Raw genomic sequence first — 19,290 nt, forward strand, 5'->3', positions numbered from 1 at the left:
TAAAACCCAACTTTTCAGTTGGGTTTTTTATTTATTCAATTTTCGCTGACTGCAGTATCGCATCGAGTTCAAAAATATTATCTCGTTTACTTCGTGAAGGTGAGAATACAAAACCTTCCAGAATTAAAAATCTATCATTTTCTTCATCTTTCACCGCATAATTCACAAAAGGACCTGCCATAAAATCGTTTTGAACTTCCCATGTTCCACGAGTTTCATAAGCAAATTTACCGTCTATCTCAGTTTCGAATAGATAAGGTGCATAAGCCTTTTCTGTGATCATATAAGAGTCTTCCAACCTTCCCGGTATTTGCGCCTTGCCAATAGAATCTCTCATCTTAATAATATTGGAAATAACGCTGGAATCGTTCTCAATTTGACTAATAGGAACTTCGTAAACAAGAATTTCCATACTTCCTTTGGGGATCTCTTTTCTTATCCAGGAGAAATGCTCTTCCTCCTTCGCATATCTATAAGCTGAAGGAAATTTAAGGTTTACACCAAATTTCTCATTTAAAGCATCATCCTTTTTCAGAGACTTTCTTATTCTCCTTTGTTTTTCGGTTAATTCCGTTTTTTTAAGGATATTAATAATAGAATCAGCTTCTTTATTGATAACCTCGATAATTTCACCGGAATTTTCACCCTGAATTACGATCCCGGTTTGCGGTCTCGAAAATTCATCATTTATAAGGTCCATGCCTTTATTTCCACCTTCTTCAATCTTAAGAAAGATACGGCTATTTCTAACGAAGCCTGTAAAGGTTTCCGGGGGAATTTGACTTAAACTGAACAAAGGTTCTTCCTGAGGCAGCCCATCAACCGGAGCGGCAAGATTAGTCCTGATCGCCTCTCCTACTTCTCCCTCCCAAAGTTGATTATTTATTACTACGGTAAGCTGATTGATATTTCCAGAAGAATCAGTTAAGATTCTGTCATTTTTACTGGATTTTTCATCGTTTTTACAGGAAATTAAAAAGAAAATACTTGCTAGCAGGATTAGGCTACGTTTCATTTTTTCGGTTTTGGTTTAATACCTTTCAACCCTTGGAAAGTTTAAGTTTCATTCCCGGTTTAAGGCTATTTGTGTTCATATCATTCCATGACCTCAAATTTTGTACCGTAACGCCGGGGAACTTCTTTGAAATACTCCAAAGGGAGTCTCCGTTCTTTACTGTGTACACTCTTGAATCTGAACTTTTTCCTGAACCGGATGCATTTGAACTTGAAGCAACTTCTACCGGTTTTCGGGGATAGATGGTTAAATACTGGCCTACCCGAAGGTTGTTACTTCTCATATTATTCCAGCTCTTGATGCTGCTAATACCAACTCCGTATTTCTCCGCTATTTTTCCTAAATAATCTCCGCTCCTAACTTTATACCGAATTCGGTCTTCGGTTTCAACATACTGCGGAAGGTCCTTCTTTTCTTCAGCTTTCTGATTCTCTACAAAATCGTAAATAGCGCTCTCATTAGAAACAAATTTACCTGTGGCTGGCTTCGGAAGTCTTAAACTGTACTTTTCGTCTTCTACAAATGGAATAATATCAAGTTTATAGCTTGGGTTTAAAAACTGTAACATTTCCTTTTCAACACCTGTTATTTTGGTAATTTGATCAAAAGAGAGTAATTGTTTTACCTGAATGGTATCTGTTTCAAAGTACACTACATCTGGGTTTGGTGGCTGAAAATTATGCTCATCGGCATACTCGAATAAATACAGAGTGGCCAGGAATGCAGGAACATATCCAGCTGTTTCACGTGGAAGAAATCTTCTCAAATGCCAGTAATCTGTAGAACCACCGCTCCTTCTAATCGCTTTTGAAACATTCCCCGGACCGGAGTTATAAGATGCCAGTACAAGGTCCCAGTCACCAAATACTTTATAAAGACTCGCCAGGTATTGCGCGGCTGCTTCAGTGGCTCTTTCAGGATCCATACGTTCATCTACATAAGAACTAACATCAAGGCCATGCATTTTTCCGGTAGTGAACATAAATTGCCACAAACCGGTTGCCCCTACCCTGGATTTTGCCCTGGGATTTAAAGCAGATTCAACTATAGCCAGGTATTTTATCTCTAAAGGAATATCATATTTATCCAGTTCCTGCTCAAACATGGGAAAATAATAGGTACTCAAAGCCATTAAGCGTTCCATCCCTTGCTTATTCCTTTTAAGATAGGATTTTATAACACTTTCAAGAATCGGATTATATTCTACGTTAAAGGGAGTTCTTGCATTCAGTTTGGCAAGACGGGCCTTTAGGGTATCGGTAGGAAGCTCTTTATATACTACATCTTCATAATCTTGCTCTCTGATACTTTTCTGCATTGTTTCAAAAAGCTCTGAATTTGTTAATTCTAGCTTCCATAAAGAATCTATGGTTTTAGCGCGGGGAAGATCCTGGAGTTTTACCTTTGAAGAATCCCTGATAACTGCAGAGATAGGTAATTTATCTCTAAATTCAGGGTCAGGCTGAGCTAGCTTTATTTCTGTATCGTCGCTTTTCTGAAATATCTGAACGCGGAAATTAGCTTTTTCTACTCTCTCCTTGTTCTGTTTTTCCTGAGCCAGAGTAGAAATTCCAGCCAGGAGCAACACCATTAAAATTTTTCGTTTCAGCATATATTCATTTTACATTAACAAACGAAAAGTTAGCAATATTCGTACCTCTTTAATTTTTAATTGCCTCAATTCCTGGTAAGGATTTTCCTTCCAACATCTCAAGCATAGCGCCACCGCCGGTAGAAACGTAACTTACCTTATCTTCCAGTCCGAATTTTTTAACAGCTGCTACTGAATCTCCTCCTCCAACAAGAGAAAAAGCACCATTCTTCGTGGCTTCAGCAATAGCCTGTCCTAGTTGTATAGTTCCCTGGGCAAAAGTGTCCATCTCAAAAACGCCCAAAGGACCGTTCCATAGAATTATCTTAGAATTCTTGATCACATTAGAAAAATTTCTAATTGTTTCTGGACCTACATCAAGTCCCATCCAACCGTCAGGAATATTATCTACACTTTCAGTTTGAGTGCTGGCCTGTTCTGAAAAGCTATCTGCAATGATAGAATCTACCGGCAAATGTACCTCCACTCCTTTTTCTTTAGCTTTTTTAAGGATTTCCAAAGCCAGTTCCTGTTTATCATCTTCTACCAGAGAAGTTCCAATATGTCCTCCCTGAGCTTTGATGAAGGTATAGGTCATTCCACCACCAATTATCAAATGGTCAATTTTATCCAGAATATTTTCTATAACGGTGATCTTGGAAGATACTTTTGCTCCACCCAGAACAGCGGTCACAGGTTTTTCGGTACTATTAAGAACCTTATCCAAACTTTTTATTTCTTTCGCAAGTAGATACCCGAAACATTTATCTTCAAAAAACTTAGCTACAACTGTCGTAGAGGCGTGAGCTCTGTGAGCGGTTCCAAACGCATCATTCACATAGATATCCCCTAATTTTGAAAGATTTCTGGCAAAATCCTCATCTCCATTAGTTTCTTCTTCATGAAATCGAAGATTTTCAAGTAAGAGAATTTCACCTGGTTGTAAGGCATTCGCTGCTTTTTCAACCTCTTCGCCAATACTATCCTCAACAAATTTAACTTCAACACCCATTACTTCAGACACCTTACTGCTAATATGTTGCAGGGAATACTTACTTTCTTTTCCCTTTGGTCTTCCTAAATGAGACATCAGGACAACACTACCACCATCTTCCAGAATTTTAATAATCGTGGGCTTGGCCGCTTCAATACGATTTGCATCTGTCACTTTTCTATCTTCATCCAACGGAACATTAAAATCCACTCTTATAAGTGCTCTTTTATTATTAAAATTGTAGTCGTCTATAGTTTTCATCCGTATTCTTATTTATTATTATTGGGTAAGATGCAATTCTCCGTATTTCAGTTTTAATACTATCTAAATAGCATTATTGCTCATTTCTTAGGATTGCTTTCTTACAAATATAATTTTTTCCGAAGATAATAAAGCTTATATAATTTTATATTTGCCTATGCTTTTTAATGATGTAATAGGTCTTCCGCATATAAAAAATCACCTGACGACCACGGCAGACAGAAACAGGATTCCGCATGCACAGCTTTTTACCGGTAAGCCCGGAAGTGGTGCTTTACCTATGGCTATTGCCTATGCGCAATATATTTTATGTAAAAACACCGGGGGAGAGAATAACGATGAAACTGCTGCAAACTGCAATCTGAAATTCAGAAATTTCTCTCATCCAGATCTGCATTTTGCCTTTCCGGTTGCAGCCAATGATAAGGTAAAAAGTCATCCGGTTTCTTCTCATTTTCTTGATGAGTGGAGAAATTTTCTGAAAACCAATGCGTACGGAAGTCTGTATGATTGGTATCAAAGTCTGGGAGTTGAAAACAAACAGGGAAAGATTGGAGTTGATGAGGCTCAGAATATCGTTAAATCTTTATCCTTAAAAGCTTATGAAGGCGGATTTAAGGTAATGATCATCTGGATGGCTGAAAAAATGAATACCGAAGCCGCTAACAAATTGCTTAAATTAATTGAAGAACCCCCAAATAATACTGTTTTCATCTTAATTGCTGAAGATGAAGAACAAATTATTCAAACCATACGTTCAAGGTGTCAGAGTCTGTACTTTCCTCCGTTAAGCGAATCTGATATTGCCGAAAACCTGGAGAAAAGAGAAAATTGCAATCCGGCTATAGCTAAAAAGATCGCGCATCAGGCAAATGGAGATTATACAAAAGCTACTCATATTTTAAGAAAGAATGCCGGAGACGAACAATTTGAGGCCTGGTTTATAAGCTGGATAAGAAGTGCTTTTAAAGCCAAAGGAAATAAATCTACCGTACTGGAACTTGTAGCATGGAGTGAAGAAATTGCGGCTTTGGGACGTGAAACCCAAAAAAGCTTTCTACTGTATTGTATTGATTTTTTCCGTCAGTCCTTATTAATGAATTATAAGGCAAAAACACTGGTTTATTTGGAACCTTCTGCTGAAAAATTTAAACTTGAAAATTTTGCTCCATATGTCCACGGAAATAATATTATAGAAATAACCGATGCATTGGAAACAGCCATTTATCATATTGAACGAAACGGTAATTCTAAAATAATCCTAACCGATCTATCAATTAGACTAACCAGATTTTTACATAAAAAAGCAGCTTAAACATGGACAATCTAACAACTAACATCCCCGAAATTTTAATCCTTCTCTTTATTCTTATTACATTTTTACAATCAGGAATAGACAAGGCAGCAGACTGGAAGGGAAACACAGGATGGTTAAAAGAGCATTTTTCAGGAACTATATTATCTGGAATGGTTCCGCTAATGGTCGGGATCATAATGATCATTGAAATAATTACGGGAATCCTTGCTATAGCGGCGATTTTTCACCTTTTCGCTTATGATGATTCAACATTTGCTCTTTATACCTGCGTGCTGGCCTGCGTAACTCTATTAATGCTATTATTTGGCCAACGTATTGCAAAAGACTACGCCGGGGCATTTACACTTACCGGATATTTTATAGTTTCAATTTTCGGAGTTTATATCCTGAGTTAAATTGGAACTAGAATGTAATAAAAAAGGCTTCAGAAAAATCTGAAGCCTTTTTTATTTGATTGAAATACAAACTATTCTTCGCTTTCGCTCGTTTCTACTTCGGTTTCAGTTTCTTCAGCTCCATCATATCCTTCGTTCAATTCAGAAAGAATATCCTGGGTTATATCTAAACCTTCTTCGGCATACATAATGTTAGCGCTTTCGTTAGATCCAAAGATATAAGTGTAATTTTTCTCCTTACCGTAATCTTTTACGTAGTCCTTGATTTTAGTTACCAAAGAATCCATTACCGTATTACTTTCTTCTCTAAGACGATTCCCTACCATCTGCTGTTGTTGCTGAAGCATTTGTTGCTTCTGCATTAATTCCTGCTCTTTGGCTTTACGGTCAGTTTCAGACATAGAACCCATTTGAGATTGATATTCCTGAACTTCAGCCTGGAATTCCTGAGCTGCAGCATCTAATTGTTTTCTAACAGAATCAGACTTGGAAGTGAAGTTAGCTTCTACTTCTTTCATCTCCTTGTATTCCTTAATTAGAACTGTTGTATCAACGTAAGCCGTTTTTTGTTCATTACACGATACCATCAAAATTGCAATTGCTGCAACACCAATAATTTGTTTGATCATAATTTTTTCGTTTTGAGTCGCAAATGTATAAAAGTATTTTTTGTACAAAAGCAGAAATTAAATTAGTTATAACTAATTTTGATTATAAAAAATATTGAAATAGATTTTCATTATTAATTTAGTGACATTATAAGGCTTATCTATGAACGAACTGAATCTCGTGGCATAATTTGCCTAATTATGATTATGAAACCCGCTTAAATCGCTTTAAAATGAGTTTCAGGATCTTTTTTAAAGAAATAGGTTATAGAAGAATACTCTCCAGATCGTTTTGCTTGGTGATTTGAAATAAATCCTCTATAAAAGGCATTAATCAAATTGGAACTACCAGGTTTATTTTTCTCACTTAAAAGGCTTACGTAATAAGAATCAAATTTGAGAGGTTTTTCTTCCACTAGTCTAAATCCAAGGTGAGAAAATTTCTCTTTAATTCCATTTCTTGAAAAATGCCAAAGATGTCGGGGCACATCCCAGGCCGCCCAATTTTCATTATAATATTTTGAATCATAAGAATTGTAATTGGGAACTGCAATTATCAATAAGCCATCATCCTTTAATAATTTCCTGAATTCGGCAACCTTAATCTCAAAATCGGGAATATGTTCCAGAACATGCCATAGAGTAATTACATCGTAATTGAGGTTGGTCAATTCAGAAAGTTCAGATTTTAAATTAAGGCCTTTCAAAATCCCAAGCTCGCGAGCAGTGCTATTTGGCTCTACTCCTTCCACATTCCAGAGAAACTTTTTTATGGTATTTAAAAATTCTCCAGTACCTGCCCCATAATCTAAAATACTACCTTGCTTAATATATCCTCTTATCCACGTTGTTTTTTTGGAAAGCATGTGAGATTTCACGAGATGATAAATTTTATCCTGAAGACTATTTTCAGAATCTGAGTGAGAAATATAATCCTCACTATCGTAATATCTAGATAAATTATCGGGAAGAGGCTGCGTCCTTAAAATACCTTTTTGATATTCTTTAATTTCAAATTTTTCTCCACTCACTAAGTGATCTGTGCAAATCAAATTTGATCCAGTTTTAATTTGAGAATTATCTTTATTTGTTTTAATCAATTCAACTCGATATTTGTTCCACGTGGAACACTAATAATTATCTTCCCATATAAACTAACAATACTGAAATATCATTCGGACTAACCCCGCTAATCCTTGATGCCTGAGAAACTGTGGCGGGTTGAACTTTTTTCAACTTTTCGCGAGCTTCATAAGACATGGATTTGATATTAGAATAATCAAAGTTTTGAGGAATTTTGACATCTTCTAAGCGATTCAGTTTATCGGCGTTATTTTTTTCCTTTTGGATATATCCGGAATACTTGACCTGGATTTCGGTTTGTTCAATCATCTCTTCATTAAGTTCATTTTCATGAATGAACTCCTCTACTCCACTAAAATTCTTCACATCCTCCATAGTGATCTGGGGTCTGGAAAATACTTTAAACACTTTATCGCTTTGTTTCATTGGAGATGATTTTCTTTTCTCCAAAACTGGATTTGCTTCTTCAGGAACCACACTCAAATCTTTAAGAAATTCAACGAACTTAAAAGATTTCTCTTTTTTCTGTTCCATTTTTCTCATTCGATCTTCTGAAGCCAGACCTAAATTATAAGATCTTTCAGTTAATCTAAAATCGGCATTATCTTGTCTTAAAAGCGTACGATATTCGGCACGAGAAGTAAACATTCTATAAGGCTCTTCTGTTCCTTTGGTAATAAGATCATCAATTAAAACTCCAATATAGGCCTCATTACGTTTTAAGATAAATTCATCTTTTTCCTGCACTTTAAGGGCAGCATTTATCCCGGCCATCATTCCCTGGCAAGCGGCTTCTTCATATCCTGTAGTACCGTTAATCTGACCAGCAAAATATAGGCCATCAATCAATTTGGTTTCAAGCGTATGCTTTAACTGGGTAGGTGGAAAATAATCATATTCTATAGCATAGCCGGGTCTAAAGAATTTTACATTTTCAAAACCAGCTACAGATCGTAAAGCTTTAAATTGAACATCCTCTGGTAAAGAAGTTGAAAATCCATTTACATAAACCTCCACCGTATTCCATCCTTCCGGTTCAACAAATAGTTGATGTCTGTCCTTATCCGCAAACCGATTAATCTTATCTTCGATTGAAGGGCAATATCTTGGCCCGATACTCTGGATCCTCCCATTAAACATCGGGGAGCGATCAAAGCCTTCTTTAAGAATTTCGTGAACCTCGTTTGAGGTATAAGTCATATGACAGGAACGCTGTTTGGAAAGTGGTTTGGTTTCATCAGAATAAGAAAACTTACCGGGAATATCATCACCGGGTTGTTCGGTCATTTTTGAATAATCCAGGGATCTTCCATCTACCCTTGGAGGAGTTCCGGTTTTCATTCTTCCGGCTTCAAAACCTACATCTATCAAATCTTTGGTGATTCCAGTGGCAGCTCTTTCACCTGCTCTACCTCCACCAAATTGTTTATCTCCAATATGAATAAGTCCGTTTAAAAAAGTACCATTTGTACAAACCACGCTTTTACCAAAAACTTCAAGACCCAGGGAAGTTCTAACCCCTATAACTTTATCCTTTTCAATTATGAGTCCGGCAACCATTTCCTGGTAGAAATCAAGATTTGGAGTTTGTTCTAATTTTAATCTCCAGTCCTCGGCAAATCGCATCCTATCACTTTGGACTCTTGGACTCCACATTGCAGGTCCTTTAGATTTATTAAGCATTTTGAACTGGATAGCACTGGTATCACTTACAATACCACTATAACCTCCCATCGCATCGATCTCCCTTACGATCTGTCCCTTGGCAATTCCACCCATAGCGGGATTACAGCTCATTTGAGCAATGTTTTGAAGATTCATAGTAATGAGAAGGGTTTTGCTACCCATATTTGCCGCGGCTGCTGCGGCTTCACTACCGGCATGCCCAGCTCCAACTACAATAACATCATACTGCTTTTCGAACATATCCTATTCTATTTCTTTTCTATTGTTCCACGTGGAACAATTCAATTTTTTCTTCTTCCTTGCGTCGCATTAATTCTTTCTCCCTTTCAGTTTTATCTTTAAAACCGCAGAAATGTAAAATTCCATGAATTAATACTCTTTTCAATTCATCTGTAAATTGAGTTCGGAAATTTTCAGCATTATCGAGGACTCTCTCCGTACTTATAAAAATATCGCCCTGTAAAATATTCCCGACTGTGTTGTCGAAACTGATTATATCAGTATAGGTATCATGGGAAAGATATTCCAGATTGATCTTGTGGAGATATTCGTCATCACAGAAAATAAAACTGATGTCGCCAACAAATTTTTTCTCAGACTCAATAGCTCTTTCTATCCACTGACGATATTCCTGTTCATTTTCAAGAACAAAATCATTCTCGCTAAAAAAATTAATCTCTCCCTTTTCCAAAATAATCCTTTACTTTCTCTCTGTAAATTTGCCGCAAAGGTAAGATTTGTCTGTTTAAAATTTCAGTAGAATTAAAATATTCTTTTGCGTTATCAATCTGATTCTGAAGACTGTTTGCATAATCGATCCTATTGGTTTCAGATTTTCTTTTATCATCTGTTCCCTGCAATTTAAATGCCTTTTCAAATTTCAATAATTCATATTGTAATTTCTGCATTCTCTTGACAGTCTCAGGATCAAATCCCTTGTCTAATAATTGCTCTTCTATTTTCTGCATTTCCTCTGTGGGATTATAACCAGGTTTTTCACCGTTTTCTTCCAGTAACTTTTCCATCTGCATACGTAACATTTGCTGCTCCTTATAGATTTCATACAGTTCCCCACTTTCGCCTTCTCCTTCACCCGGTTGCGACTCACCTTCCTGTTCAGGTCGGGGTTTTCCTTCAGTACCCTCCTTCATCTCCTGCATCAATTTTTCCTGTTTCTGAATAATATCCTGAAGCTGGAACTCCTCTCCTCCCTTTCCTTCTCCTGCCTGGGGATTAGCCATCATCTGTTGCATGGAACCAAGAATTTGGTAGAGTAAATTCGCAAGATCATTTGCTCCCGTAACTACATATTGCTGACTAGCGGTTCCCTGTGAAATCTCGTTCTCTGAAAGTCTCTCTATAGATTTTTCAAGGTCAAATTCGACATTGGTCAACTTATCTGTAATCACTTCATTGACCATGGGATTCCTCATAGCCAGCATATACAGGCTGTCATCAATATGCCTGAAATTTTCCCTTAAATTACTTTGTTCTTTAAGCTTCCCCGCATACTTCGGATTGTTCTGCTGAATGTCTTTAAAATCATCCAGTAAATCTTCCTGTTCAAATGAAAAAACGATTAAATTATCGAGAATCTGTCGAAGCATTTCAGCATCTGCCTCTAGTTGCTCGCCAGCCTGCATCATCGCAGATTCTTGCATTTGCTGGCTCATTTGCTTCATTTTTTTGGAAGCATCTTTTTGCTTTTGTTGAGCGTCAGATTTTTTATTCTGTTCTAATTGTTCTTTTGCGTCCTTCTGGTCGTTCTCGATGCTCTCTTCATTTTCTTCTTCCCTGTTCAAATCCTCTGGTTGCTTTAAAGCTTCGTTTTCTTTTTCCAGCTTGTCCATCTCCTCCTGAAATTCTTGAAACTTTTCATTAAGGTTCTCCTGATTTTCTGAATTATTTTCTTCGGAATCTTCAGAAAGTTGCTCCTGTTCTTCCGCAAGATTTTCCAGGTCCCGGGCAAGTTTCTGTTTCTTTTCTGCTACATAATACCTTTTTGTAAGCTCCAACAATTGTTCAAGATTTCGCTGGTTGCTTTTATTTTGTTTAGAAAGTTTATCCAGCTTTTTACCAAGATCTTCCTTTTGGATCTTTTCTGAATATTTCTGAAGTTCCTCCAATAAACTTTCATTTTCTTCCAGTCTTTTTTCGTTGTTCTCAAGACGCTTGCTCAATTCCTTTTCCATGGTTGAATTTTCTACATTCTCATTCTCTTCCAAACTTTTCTTAAGTTTTTCAGAATAAGATTTCATCATTTCATTCTGCTTTTTCTGACGCTTCAAAAATTCCTCTAGCTTCTTTCTTTCGCTATAATTCAATTCTTCTCTTTCTTTTTCAAGTCTCGAGATCTCTTCTAATTCTTCCTCAGATTTTTCAAACTCGGTCAACTTTTCACCCATATTTTTTATAGCATCATTCTGTTCCTGCAGCTTTTCATTCTCCAGTTCATCAGCAGATTTTTTTCTATAGGAAAATGTTTCAGACCTGGAAGATTTTGCCCCGTTGACTGCATCATTATCATAGACCAGAAAGAAATAGTTATAACTTGAACCGCTTTCAAGCGCAATATTTCCCGGAAAACTGAAATGGAATTCATCAAAACTCTCCTTAGATACCGGGATATTGATGGTTTCGGGATCTTCTTTATTTTCTTCAGAATAATATACCAATTCTAACCTGCTTAAGCCGTAATCATCTGAAATATCCCCCTTAAAATATTGTATATCAGTATTTAATGAGTCTTTTTCAGTTCTTACAGCGATCTCAGGATATTCATCTTTGATGATCTTAACCGTATAATCAAGATTTTCGTAATTCTTAATAAGCCTATTGGACGAACTCACTGAATATGTCAAATTTGTAACCAGTGTCCTTTCAAAAACGGCTTTATTATTTAAAGCCTTAAGCTGTATAAGAGAATCTGGTAATTTGAAGTTGATCGTTTCAACATTACGAGTAATGAAATTCCAGTTTATACGGGTTCCTTCTGGAACACTTACATTCCCGGTCCCGGATAAATTTTCATCCTTCATTCCAGTATATTCAGGATAATCCAGAAGCATTTCAAAATTCAATAATTTCGGCACTTTTATCACCTCCAACATATAATCTTCTGACACAACCTCGTTAGATTGTAATTGAAATTCAAGATCCTCATTAAGATCTGTAAAAGAATATTCAAAAACTCCTGGAGAGGTCTGCTTCATAAAATTTTCATTTCCATTAACCAGTAGCTGTACAATTTCAGGGTTAAAATCCCCAACAGTCTGAATCTTAATATTAAAGTTCTCCCCTTCCCTGGCCGATAAATCATTATTCTGAATGATAAAATTAAAAGGAGCCGGCTTCAAATACACTTTATTATAATCTGAGATCCTCCCAAAACTATGGGTAATAGCATCAGCTTCGCCAGCGACCACAAGACCAATGATGATCAATAATGGTAAAAACACATACCTAAGATGTTTCCTGTTCTTTTTAAAATCTATCGCACGGGAAAATGGGATTGGAGTAAGCTCTTTAGATCGCTGGTTTATACTCGCCAGCAAAAGATCTGATTGTTTTGAATTATTTTTTAGTTGAAGTAAATTGGTAAGTTTATCATTTACTTCGGGAAAATGATTTCCGATGATTTCTGAAGCCTGATATTCGTCGATTCCACGGGAAATTTTCAAAAGTTTAAATAATGGAATACCCACAAATTTGAAGAGAAGTCCTAATTCAACAAGAATGAATAGCAAAAATAAAATACCCCTTCCCGTGGTGGAAAGCCAGAAGAGATATTCCAGACCAACTACAAGCAGAAAATAAATGAGACCAGTCGCAATAAACAAAAGGCTTCCTTTAAGTATTAGATTGAGATAATACTTTTTAATAAAAGCCTCCAGCTTTTCCTGCACCAATCCAAAATTCTCCATTTAAAAGCAATGTTTCCTTAAAAATACAATAAAATTAGATCTTATTCAGGATGCCAGCTTCAGGTTTAGGATTGGATTAATAAGGTTGTATCTTTGCAAGCAAAAATCAGAAAAATATGTCTTCTAAAGTAAGAGTAAGATTTGCTCCAAGCCCCACCGGACCATTGCATATTGGTGGCGTAAGAACAGCCTTATATAATTATTTATTTGCTAAAAAACACGGCGGAGATTTTGTGTTGAGAATTGAAGATACAGATCAAAACCGGTATGTGGAAGGAGCTGAAGATTATATTATTGAATCCCTTAACTGGTGCGGAATTCCTTATGATGAAGGCCCCGGAAAAGAAAAGGGATATGGCCCCTACAGGCAAAGTGAGCGTAAGGATAAATACCGTGAATATGCTGAAAAGCTCATCGAATCTGGAGATGCTTATTATGCATTTGATACGGCAGATGAGTTGGACGCACACCGAAAAGATCATGAAGAAAAAGGTAAAACTTTTATCTATAACTGGCATAACCGTCAAAAACTAAAAAATTCGCTTTCTCTTTCAGAGGAAGAGGTTCAGCAAAAAATTGATGCCGAGGAAGCTTATGTAATTCGTTTTAAATCTCCCCAGGACGAAACTTTGCATTTAAAAGATGTGATTCGTGGAGAGATGGAGATAGATACAAACATCCTTGATGATAAAGTGCTTTTTAAAAGCGACGGGATGCCTACCTATCACCTGGCAAATATTGTAGATGATCATCTTATGGAGATCACCCATGTAATTCGTGGGGAAGAATGGCTTCCATCTCTTGCCTTACACTATATGCTCTACAGGGCATTTGGATGGAATGCGCCTGAATTTGCACATCTTCCGCTAATACTTAAACCTCAGGGAAAAGGAAAACTAAGCAAAAGGGATGGCGAAAAAATGGGATTCCCGGTATTTCCTTTAGAATGGAAGGATCCAAAGTCGGGTGAAATTTCTGCGGGATACAAAGAAGAAGGATATTTTCCTGAAGCTGTGGTAAACATGCTTGCATTTTTAGGCTGGAATCCTGGAACAGAACAGGAATTTTTCGAATTAGAAGAATTGACCAAAGCTTTTGAACTGGAAAGAGTTCATAAAGGAGGTGCCAAATTTGATCCTGAAAAGACAAAGTGGTTTCAGCAGCATTATATTCAGCTTGCCGATAATGATTTCCTGGCGGGAGAATTTGAAAAATATCTGGTAAAAAAAGATATCACTGCCGATAAAAAATATATTTCTGATGTAGTTGCACTTATCAAGGAACGAGTAGTATTTGTTGAAGATTTCTGGGAGCAGGGATACTTTTTCTTTATTGCGCCTACCTCTTTTGACCCGAAAGATTCAAAAAAGGCCTGGAAAGAGGATACCTCTGAGCTTATGAAGGAATTAAAAGAATTTCTTAAGTCTGTTGAAGATTTTAAGGCAGAACCACTTCAGGAAGCAGTAAAAGAATGGATAAAGAGTAAAGAAATAGGTTTTGGAAAAGTAATGATGCCTTTAAGAATCGCACTTGTAGGTGCTTTACAGGGACCAGATCTTTATAAAATCGCTGAATTTATCGGTAAAGAAGAAAGTATAGATCGTATTCAGAATGCGATTGAAACTTTAAAGTAAGTAATTTCAAAATAATTTTAGAACCGGTTTCTCTTCAAAAGGAGCCGGTTTTTTATTTTATAAAGATTCAGTCTTTTATGCTTAAATTGAAGCATTCTTAATTTAATAATTAATTCATGCTTAATTTAGTGTTATTACCCATTCTGGGAGTTTTTTTACTTCTCATTATTTTTTCGGGAATCTTTATCGTAAAACAACAAACCTCAGCAGTGATTGAGAGATTCGGGAAATTTACCAGTATTAGAAGTTCCGGTCTTCAACTAAAAATTCCTTTGATAGACCAGGTGGCGGGAAGGATAAATTTAAAAGTTCAGCAACTGGATGTAATGGTGGAGACCAAAACAAAGGATAATGTTTTTGTAAAACTTAAGATCTCTGTGCAGTTCCAGGTTCGGCAGGATAATGTATATGATGCCTTCTACAAGCTTGAAAGCCCTCACGACCAGATAACTTCTTATGTATTTGATGTAGTACGTGCAGAAGTGCCTAAAATGAAGCTGGACGATGTCTTTGAGCGGAAAGATGACATCGCAATCGCGGTAAACCGGGAATTGAATGAAGCCATGGGTGATTACGGGTATGATATTATTAGAACACTGGTGACAGATATTGACCCTGATGAAAAGGTAAAAGCAGCCATGAACCGAATTAATGCCGCCGAAAGAGAAAAAGTAGCTGCAGAATATGATGGCGAGGCAGAACGAATACGAATTGTGGCCAAAGCAAGAGCTGAAGCTGAAAGTAAGCGATTACAAGGCCAGGGTATTGCCGATCAACGAAGGGAGATTGCCAGAGGACTTGAGGAAAGTGTTGATGTTTTGAACAATGTTGGAATTAACTCACAGGAAGCTTCCGCATTGATCGTGGTAACCCAGCACTATGATACTTTACAGGCTATTGGAGAGCAAACAAACAGTAATTTGATATTACTTCCAAACTCACCCCAGGCAGGCAGCGAAATGCTAAATAATATGGTCGCTTCCTTTACGGCTTCCAATCAAATTGGGGAGGCTATGAAGGAACAGAACCTAAAAAAGTCAGAGGGATTGAAAAATAAACCTAAGGATAAAAATGAGTAAGCTTTCCTTAAGGTAAGATGGAAATTACATATAAAATTCAATAAAAAAAGCCTCCCAATTGGAGGCTTTTTAATCTTACATATATTTTTTTATCTATTTCTGTTCGAGGTGGCGACGTCCTTCACTCCCATAATTTTTGAAACCGCTTTAAGAATTAATGCTTTTTGAGCAATAGAACCCAAGGCATTACGCATAAGCGACATAGGAGACAAGCTTTCTTTGGTTTGATCTAAACTAAGTTTAATCTCTTCCTTATCTATCTCTGTCTGCAGTTTTAGGATCTTAAGATCCTTGTCTATTTCTTCAAAAGATGAATATACTCTCATTCGTCGTCGGTATCGTTAAAAACTGATTTTGAGAATTTTCTTAGAATTAACTTTTCAATAGGCTCTTTTCCGAAGATAAAAATAAGAACAAAGACTATCATATAGAAGCCTCCGACAATAAAATAACCGGAACTTGGGACCCCTATTGCCTCGCTAATTACAATTGCAACAGCAAAAGAAAGCATTATACCAGCAGTACTTAAAAGAAAACCCATGACCAGGAAGCGAACTAAGGATGTTGCTCCCTTCATTCCCTGCCTAAAGGCCCTAAGCTTATAATATTCAGAATTACTTTGCATGTAAGACTGAATATTATTATTTAAATCATGAACACTGTTGGATAGTTTTTCAAATGCCATATAAAGATTATACTACAGCCTTATCAGGTGATTTTCCACCAGATTTGCTTGATTTATCTTTTTGCAATTTAGCATTTTGTTTTCTTAATTCCTCAAGTTTCGTTTCCATAGCAGCTAAAATATCATCTGCTTTATGACTGGCTGAAGATAGAGTTTCTTCCAATCTCACTTCAAAATCTACCCTTGCCTTTTTAGCTTTCTCACTAAGGTTAGAACTCGTTTCGTGATAACGTTTGTTGAGATTATCGCGGGTTTGTTGAGCATCCTTTTTAAGCTTTTTGCGCGTTTTATCGCCGCTATCTGGAGCATAGAGTAATCCTACTCCGGCCCCGATAGCCGCTCCTGTAATTAATGCTAAAAGGGTATTTCCTGTACTTGCCATAAGTTTTTGAATTTTAAGTTATTATTCTCCCAAAGATAACAGATGCAATTACCTTTCGTTGTTAATAACCGGTTAATATGTTAAAAATCCTATGCTAAATTATTCTTAAAGGAAATTAGTATAAAACTAATTTTTGATCTTAGCCCAGGAATCACGCAAACTAACAGTTCTATTAAAAACTGGTTTCTCGACAGTGGAATCTCTATCCACGCAAAAATATCCTATACGTTGAAACTGTACTTTATCCTGCTCTTTAGCATCTTTAAGGCTGGGTTCGAGGTATCCTGTAACTATTTGTAAGGATTCAGGATTCACAAAATCAAGATAATCCCTGTCTTTTACAGCATCTGGAGCTTCCTCGGTAAACAAACGGTCATAAAGCCTTATTTCAGCTTCAATAGCATGCTTAACCGATACCCAGTGTAATGTTCCCTTCACTTTTCTCAAAGATTCTTCGGTACCACTACCACTTTTACTCTTTGGATCATAGGTACAGTGGATCTCAGTAATATTACCATCAGCATCTTTTACTACACTTTCGCCCTTGATGATATAGGCATTTTTAAGCCTTACTTCTTTTTCCAGGGTCAAACGGAAAAATTTCCTGTTTGCACTTTCCTTAAAGTCTTCTCTTTCGATATATAGTTCACGGGAAAATGGAACCTTTCTGCTGCCTGCAGACTCATCTTCAGGATTATTTTCAGCATCCAGCCATTCTTCTTCTCCCTCAGGATAATTAGTGATCACAAGTTTAACGGGATCTAGAACCCCCATTACACGTGGTGCAGTTTTGTTTAGATCCTCCCTGGCACAGAATTCAAGATGAGATACATCAATTAGATTCTCTCTCTTCCCTACTCCGATAGAATCGGCAAATTTCCTAATTGAATCCGGAGTATAACCTCTTCTTCTTAAACCGGAAATAGTTGGCATTCTTGGATCATCCCATGATTCTACAAATCCTTTTTCAACCAGTTGAAGTAATTTTCTCTTACTAACGATTGTATGACTTAAATTTCTTCGGGCAAATTCGCGTTGTTTCGGTTCAAAATCTCCTGGTTTGCTAACTTTTTCAATAAACCAGTTATAAAGTTCACGGTGAGGTAAGAATTCCAGGGTACAAAATGAATGTGAAACCTGTTCTATAAAATCACTTTCTCCATGTGCCCAGTCATACATAGGATAGATCTTCCAGTCTCCGCCGGTACGGTGGTGGCTTTTATGCAAACACCTGTACATCACAGGATCTCTCATCAACATATTCGAGGCCTCCATATCTATCTTAGCACGTAACACATCCCTTTTTTCAGGTGTTTCGCCATTCTTCATCTTTTCAAAAAGATCAAGATTTTCTTCTACGGAACGATTTCTAAATGGACTTTCTTTTCCCGGTTGGGTAGGAGTTCCTTTCTGTTCCGCTATTTCTTCGGAAGTCTGACTGTCTACATAAGCATCACCATTTTTGATCATTTCTACCGCCCAGTCATAAAGCTGTTGAAAATAATCTGATGCATAACATTCCTTTGCCCAAGTAAAACCAAGCCATTCAATATCCTTTTTAATGGCATCTACATATTCCTGCTCTTCTTTCGCCGGATTTGTATCATCAAAGCGAAGATTTACCGGAGCATTATAAGTCTCTCCAAGTCCGAAATTCAGACAAATTGAAGATGCATGCCCAATGTGAAGATATCCGTTTGGTTCCGGTGGAAACCGGAATTTCAGGTCTTCTTTTTTATAATTAGTACTTAGATCCTCTTCTATAATTTGCTCAATAAAATTGAGCGACTTTTTTCCTTCCGCCATAACTGATTTAAAATAGAAGGCAAATTTATCAAATTTTAAATCGAAACAGACAGCTTAAACTTATTAGTATCACTAAAATTGAATAACTTCGGAATATTAACCTAATTAACAACATGCAGGATATCTATAAAATCATTTTATACTCCGCATTTTCAGGTATAACCGTATTTCTTGGCGGTCTTCTTTCTAAATATTTTGGTGGAGATTATAAATCTAATAAAAGAAAAACTGAACTATTCCATTTTATTACTGCTTTTGGAGGAGGTATTCTAATCGCAGCGATCGCTTTAGTGCTAGTCCCGCGGGGAATGGAAGAGCTAGACCTTTTCATATTGATACTGGCTTTTATTAGTGGTGCGATCGTCGTTTTTCTCATTGATAGGAAATTGGAAAGATCTGGGAATTCACTTTCCCAACTAATGGCCATGCTTTTAGATTTTATACCTGAAGCTATAGCCCTTGGTGCTATTTTCGCCGCTGAGCCAAAAACAGGGGTTTTGCTAGCCATATTTATAGGACTACAGAATTTACCTGAATCCTTTAACTCGTTTCAGGACCTAAAATCAACTGGATATAGTGATAAAAAAAGCCTGATAGTACTCTTTTTTCTAAGTTTTTCAGGGATTATAGGAGCGGTCATTGGATTTATTTTCCTAAAAGATCTTCCGCAAGTCACTGCATTTCTTATGGTCTTTGCAAGTGGTGGGATTTTATATCTTATCTTCCAGGATATTGCCCCCAATGTTAAACTGAAAAAATCCTGGTTACCTGCCCTGGGAGCTAATCTGGGATTTTTAATAGGAATGATTGGAGAAAAGCTGATTCAATAA

At 36.8% G+C, this 19,290-nt stretch carries 17 protein-coding genes; 5 read left to right on the top strand and 12 right to left on the bottom strand.

What is annotated here, in order from left to right; translation table 11 throughout:
- Nucleotides 1–31: 31 nt before the first annotated feature.
- From LGQ90_RS11500 to LGQ90_RS11510, 3 genes are read right to left on the bottom strand one after another with little or no spacing between them, the layout of a single operon-like run.
- Nucleotides 32–1,015, bottom strand: a complete 984-nt coding sequence (locus LGQ90_RS11500) for a DUF4837 family protein (protein WP_229341210.1) — start codon at nucleotides 1,013–1,015, stop codon at nucleotides 32–34.
- 25 nt (nucleotides 1,016–1,040) lie between these two features.
- A complete protein-coding gene (locus tag LGQ90_RS11505) occupies nucleotides 1,041–2,627 on the bottom strand; it encodes a lytic transglycosylase domain-containing protein (protein ID WP_229341212.1) in 1,587 nt (528 codons plus the stop codon).
- Between the two features lie 49 nt (nucleotides 2,628–2,676).
- The gene (locus tag LGQ90_RS11510; protein WP_229341214.1) at nucleotides 2,677–3,861 is read right to left on the bottom strand and encodes a phosphoglycerate kinase; all 1,185 of its coding nucleotides are present in this window, start codon (nucleotides 3,859–3,861) and stop codon (nucleotides 2,677–2,679) included.
- Between the two features lie 157 nt (nucleotides 3,862–4,018).
- Here LGQ90_RS11510 and LGQ90_RS11515 point away from each other — a divergent pair, with 157 nt between their 5' ends.
- Together LGQ90_RS11515 and LGQ90_RS11520 are read left to right on the top strand one after the other, a co-directional pair.
- Complete coding sequence (locus tag LGQ90_RS11515) at nucleotides 4,019–5,176, top strand: DNA polymerase III subunit (protein WP_229341216.1); 1,158 nt, start codon at nucleotides 4,019–4,021, stop codon at nucleotides 5,174–5,176.
- A gap of 2 nt (nucleotides 5,177–5,178) precedes the next feature.
- Entirely contained in the window at nucleotides 5,179–5,574 is a 396-nt protein-coding gene (locus LGQ90_RS11520) for a DoxX family protein (protein WP_229341218.1), read from the top strand.
- Nucleotides 5,575–5,645: 71 nt separating this feature from the next.
- Here LGQ90_RS11520 and LGQ90_RS11525 read toward each other — a convergent pair whose 3' ends face one another.
- The 5 genes from LGQ90_RS11525 to LGQ90_RS11545 form a co-directional block, all read right to left on the bottom strand.
- Nucleotides 5,646–6,203, bottom strand: coding sequence for an OmpH/Skp family outer membrane protein (locus tag LGQ90_RS11525; protein ID WP_229341220.1), 558 nt, complete (start codon nucleotides 6,201–6,203; stop codon nucleotides 5,646–5,648).
- A 197-nt stretch (nucleotides 6,204–6,400) separates the two neighbouring features.
- The gene (locus LGQ90_RS11530) at nucleotides 6,401–7,234 is read right to left on the bottom strand and encodes a class I SAM-dependent methyltransferase (protein ID WP_229341222.1); all 834 of its coding nucleotides are present in this window, start codon (nucleotides 7,232–7,234) and stop codon (nucleotides 6,401–6,403) included.
- A gap of 85 nt (nucleotides 7,235–7,319) precedes the next feature.
- Nucleotides 7,320–9,191: a tRNA uridine-5-carboxymethylaminomethyl(34) synthesis enzyme MnmG gene (gene mnmG, locus LGQ90_RS11535; RefSeq protein WP_229341223.1), complete on the bottom strand. Its 1,872-nt coding sequence runs from the start codon at nucleotides 9,189–9,191 to the stop codon at nucleotides 7,320–7,322.
- A 19-nt stretch (nucleotides 9,192–9,210) separates the two neighbouring features.
- Nucleotides 9,211–9,642: an rRNA maturation RNase YbeY gene (gene ybeY / locus LGQ90_RS11540; protein WP_229341224.1), complete on the bottom strand. Its 432-nt coding sequence runs from the start codon at nucleotides 9,640–9,642 to the stop codon at nucleotides 9,211–9,213.
- Nucleotides 9,623–12,874: a DUF4175 family protein gene (locus tag LGQ90_RS11545; protein WP_229341225.1), complete on the bottom strand. Its 3,252-nt coding sequence runs from the start codon at nucleotides 12,872–12,874 to the stop codon at nucleotides 9,623–9,625. Before LGQ90_RS11545 ends, ybeY begins: the two co-directional genes overlap by 20 nt.
- A 116-nt stretch (nucleotides 12,875–12,990) precedes the next feature.
- Between LGQ90_RS11545 and gltX the strand changes: the two genes are divergently transcribed.
- Nucleotides 12,991–14,508 (top strand): glutamate--tRNA ligase, encoded by a 1,518-nt coding sequence (gene gltX, locus LGQ90_RS11550; RefSeq protein WP_229341226.1) that lies wholly within the window; start codon nucleotides 12,991–12,993, stop codon nucleotides 14,506–14,508.
- A gap of 116 nt (nucleotides 14,509–14,624) precedes the next feature.
- Nucleotides 14,625–15,587, top strand: coding sequence for an SPFH domain-containing protein (locus LGQ90_RS11555; RefSeq protein ID WP_229341227.1), 963 nt, complete (start codon nucleotides 14,625–14,627; stop codon nucleotides 15,585–15,587).
- Between the two features lie 89 nt (nucleotides 15,588–15,676).
- On the opposite strand, the gene LGQ90_RS11560 is transcribed toward LGQ90_RS11555, so the two are convergent.
- The 4 genes from LGQ90_RS11560 to LGQ90_RS11575 all read right to left on the bottom strand — a co-directional run bounded on the left by LGQ90_RS11560 (nucleotide 15,677) and on the right by LGQ90_RS11575 (nucleotide 18,460).
- A complete protein-coding gene (locus tag LGQ90_RS11560; protein ID WP_229341228.1) occupies nucleotides 15,677–15,913 on the bottom strand; it encodes a DUF6327 family protein in 237 nt (78 codons plus the stop codon).
- Nucleotides 15,910–16,272: a phage holin family protein gene (locus tag LGQ90_RS11565; protein WP_229341230.1), complete on the bottom strand. Its 363-nt coding sequence runs from the start codon at nucleotides 16,270–16,272 to the stop codon at nucleotides 15,910–15,912. The genes LGQ90_RS11560 and LGQ90_RS11565 overlap by 4 nt, the downstream gene beginning before the upstream one ends.
- Before the next feature lie 7 nt (nucleotides 16,273–16,279).
- Entirely contained in the window at nucleotides 16,280–16,654 is a 375-nt protein-coding gene (locus tag LGQ90_RS11570) for a YtxH domain-containing protein (protein ID WP_229341232.1), read from the bottom strand.
- Nucleotides 16,655–16,780: 126 nt separating this feature from the next.
- The gene (locus LGQ90_RS11575) at nucleotides 16,781–18,460 is read right to left on the bottom strand and encodes a glutamine--tRNA ligase/YqeY domain fusion protein (RefSeq protein WP_229341233.1); all 1,680 of its coding nucleotides are present in this window, start codon (nucleotides 18,458–18,460) and stop codon (nucleotides 16,781–16,783) included.
- Nucleotides 18,461–18,573: 113 nt separating this feature from the next.
- Between LGQ90_RS11575 and LGQ90_RS11580 the strand changes: the two genes are divergently transcribed.
- Nucleotides 18,574–19,290, top strand: coding sequence for a ZIP family metal transporter (locus LGQ90_RS11580; RefSeq protein ID WP_229341234.1), 717 nt, complete (start codon nucleotides 18,574–18,576; stop codon nucleotides 19,288–19,290).

This window comes from Christiangramia sediminis (assembly GCF_020552705.1).
In the GTDB taxonomy this organism is placed as follows: Bacteria; Bacteroidota; Bacteroidia; order Flavobacteriales; family Flavobacteriaceae; genus Christiangramia; species Christiangramia sediminis.

Coding starts and splice junctions, on each gene's coding strand:
- LGQ90_RS11515 (WP_229341216.1), top strand. CDS start 4,019: ATGCTTTTTAATGATGTAATAGGTCTTCCGCATATAAAAAATCACCTG.
- LGQ90_RS11580 (WP_229341234.1), top strand. CDS start 18,574: ATGCAGGATATCTATAAAATCATTTTATACTCCGCATTTTCAGGTATA.
- LGQ90_RS11525 (WP_229341220.1), bottom strand. CDS start 6,203: ATGATCAAACAAATTATTGGTGTTGCAGCAATTGCAATTTTGATGGTA.
- LGQ90_RS11575 (WP_229341233.1), bottom strand. CDS start 18,460: ATGGCGGAAGGAAAAAAGTCGCTCAATTTTATTGAGCAAATTATAGAA.
- LGQ90_RS11555 (WP_229341227.1), top strand. CDS start 14,625: ATGCTTAATTTAGTGTTATTACCCATTCTGGGAGTTTTTTTACTTCTC.
- gltX (WP_229341226.1), top strand. CDS start 12,991: ATGTCTTCTAAAGTAAGAGTAAGATTTGCTCCAAGCCCCACCGGACCA.
- LGQ90_RS11545 (WP_229341225.1), bottom strand. CDS start 12,874: ATGGAGAATTTTGGATTGGTGCAGGAAAAGCTGGAGGCTTTTATTAAA.
- LGQ90_RS11570 (WP_229341232.1), bottom strand. CDS start 16,654: ATGGCAAGTACAGGAAATACCCTTTTAGCATTAATTACAGGAGCGGCT.
- LGQ90_RS11500 (WP_229341210.1), bottom strand. CDS start 1,015: ATGAAACGTAGCCTAATCCTGCTAGCAAGTATTTTCTTTTTAATTTCC.
- LGQ90_RS11510 (WP_229341214.1), bottom strand. CDS start 3,861: ATGAAAACTATAGACGACTACAATTTTAATAATAAAAGAGCACTTATA.
- LGQ90_RS11565 (WP_229341230.1), bottom strand. CDS start 16,272: ATGGCATTTGAAAAACTATCCAACAGTGTTCATGATTTAAATAATAAT.
- LGQ90_RS11505 (WP_229341212.1), bottom strand. CDS start 2,627: ATGCTGAAACGAAAAATTTTAATGGTGTTGCTCCTGGCTGGAATTTCT.
- LGQ90_RS11520 (WP_229341218.1), top strand. CDS start 5,179: ATGGACAATCTAACAACTAACATCCCCGAAATTTTAATCCTTCTCTTT.
- mnmG (WP_229341223.1), bottom strand. CDS start 9,191: ATGTTCGAAAAGCAGTATGATGTTATTGTAGTTGGAGCTGGGCATGCC.
- LGQ90_RS11560 (WP_229341228.1), bottom strand. CDS start 15,913: ATGAGAGTATATTCATCTTTTGAAGAAATAGACAAGGATCTTAAGATC.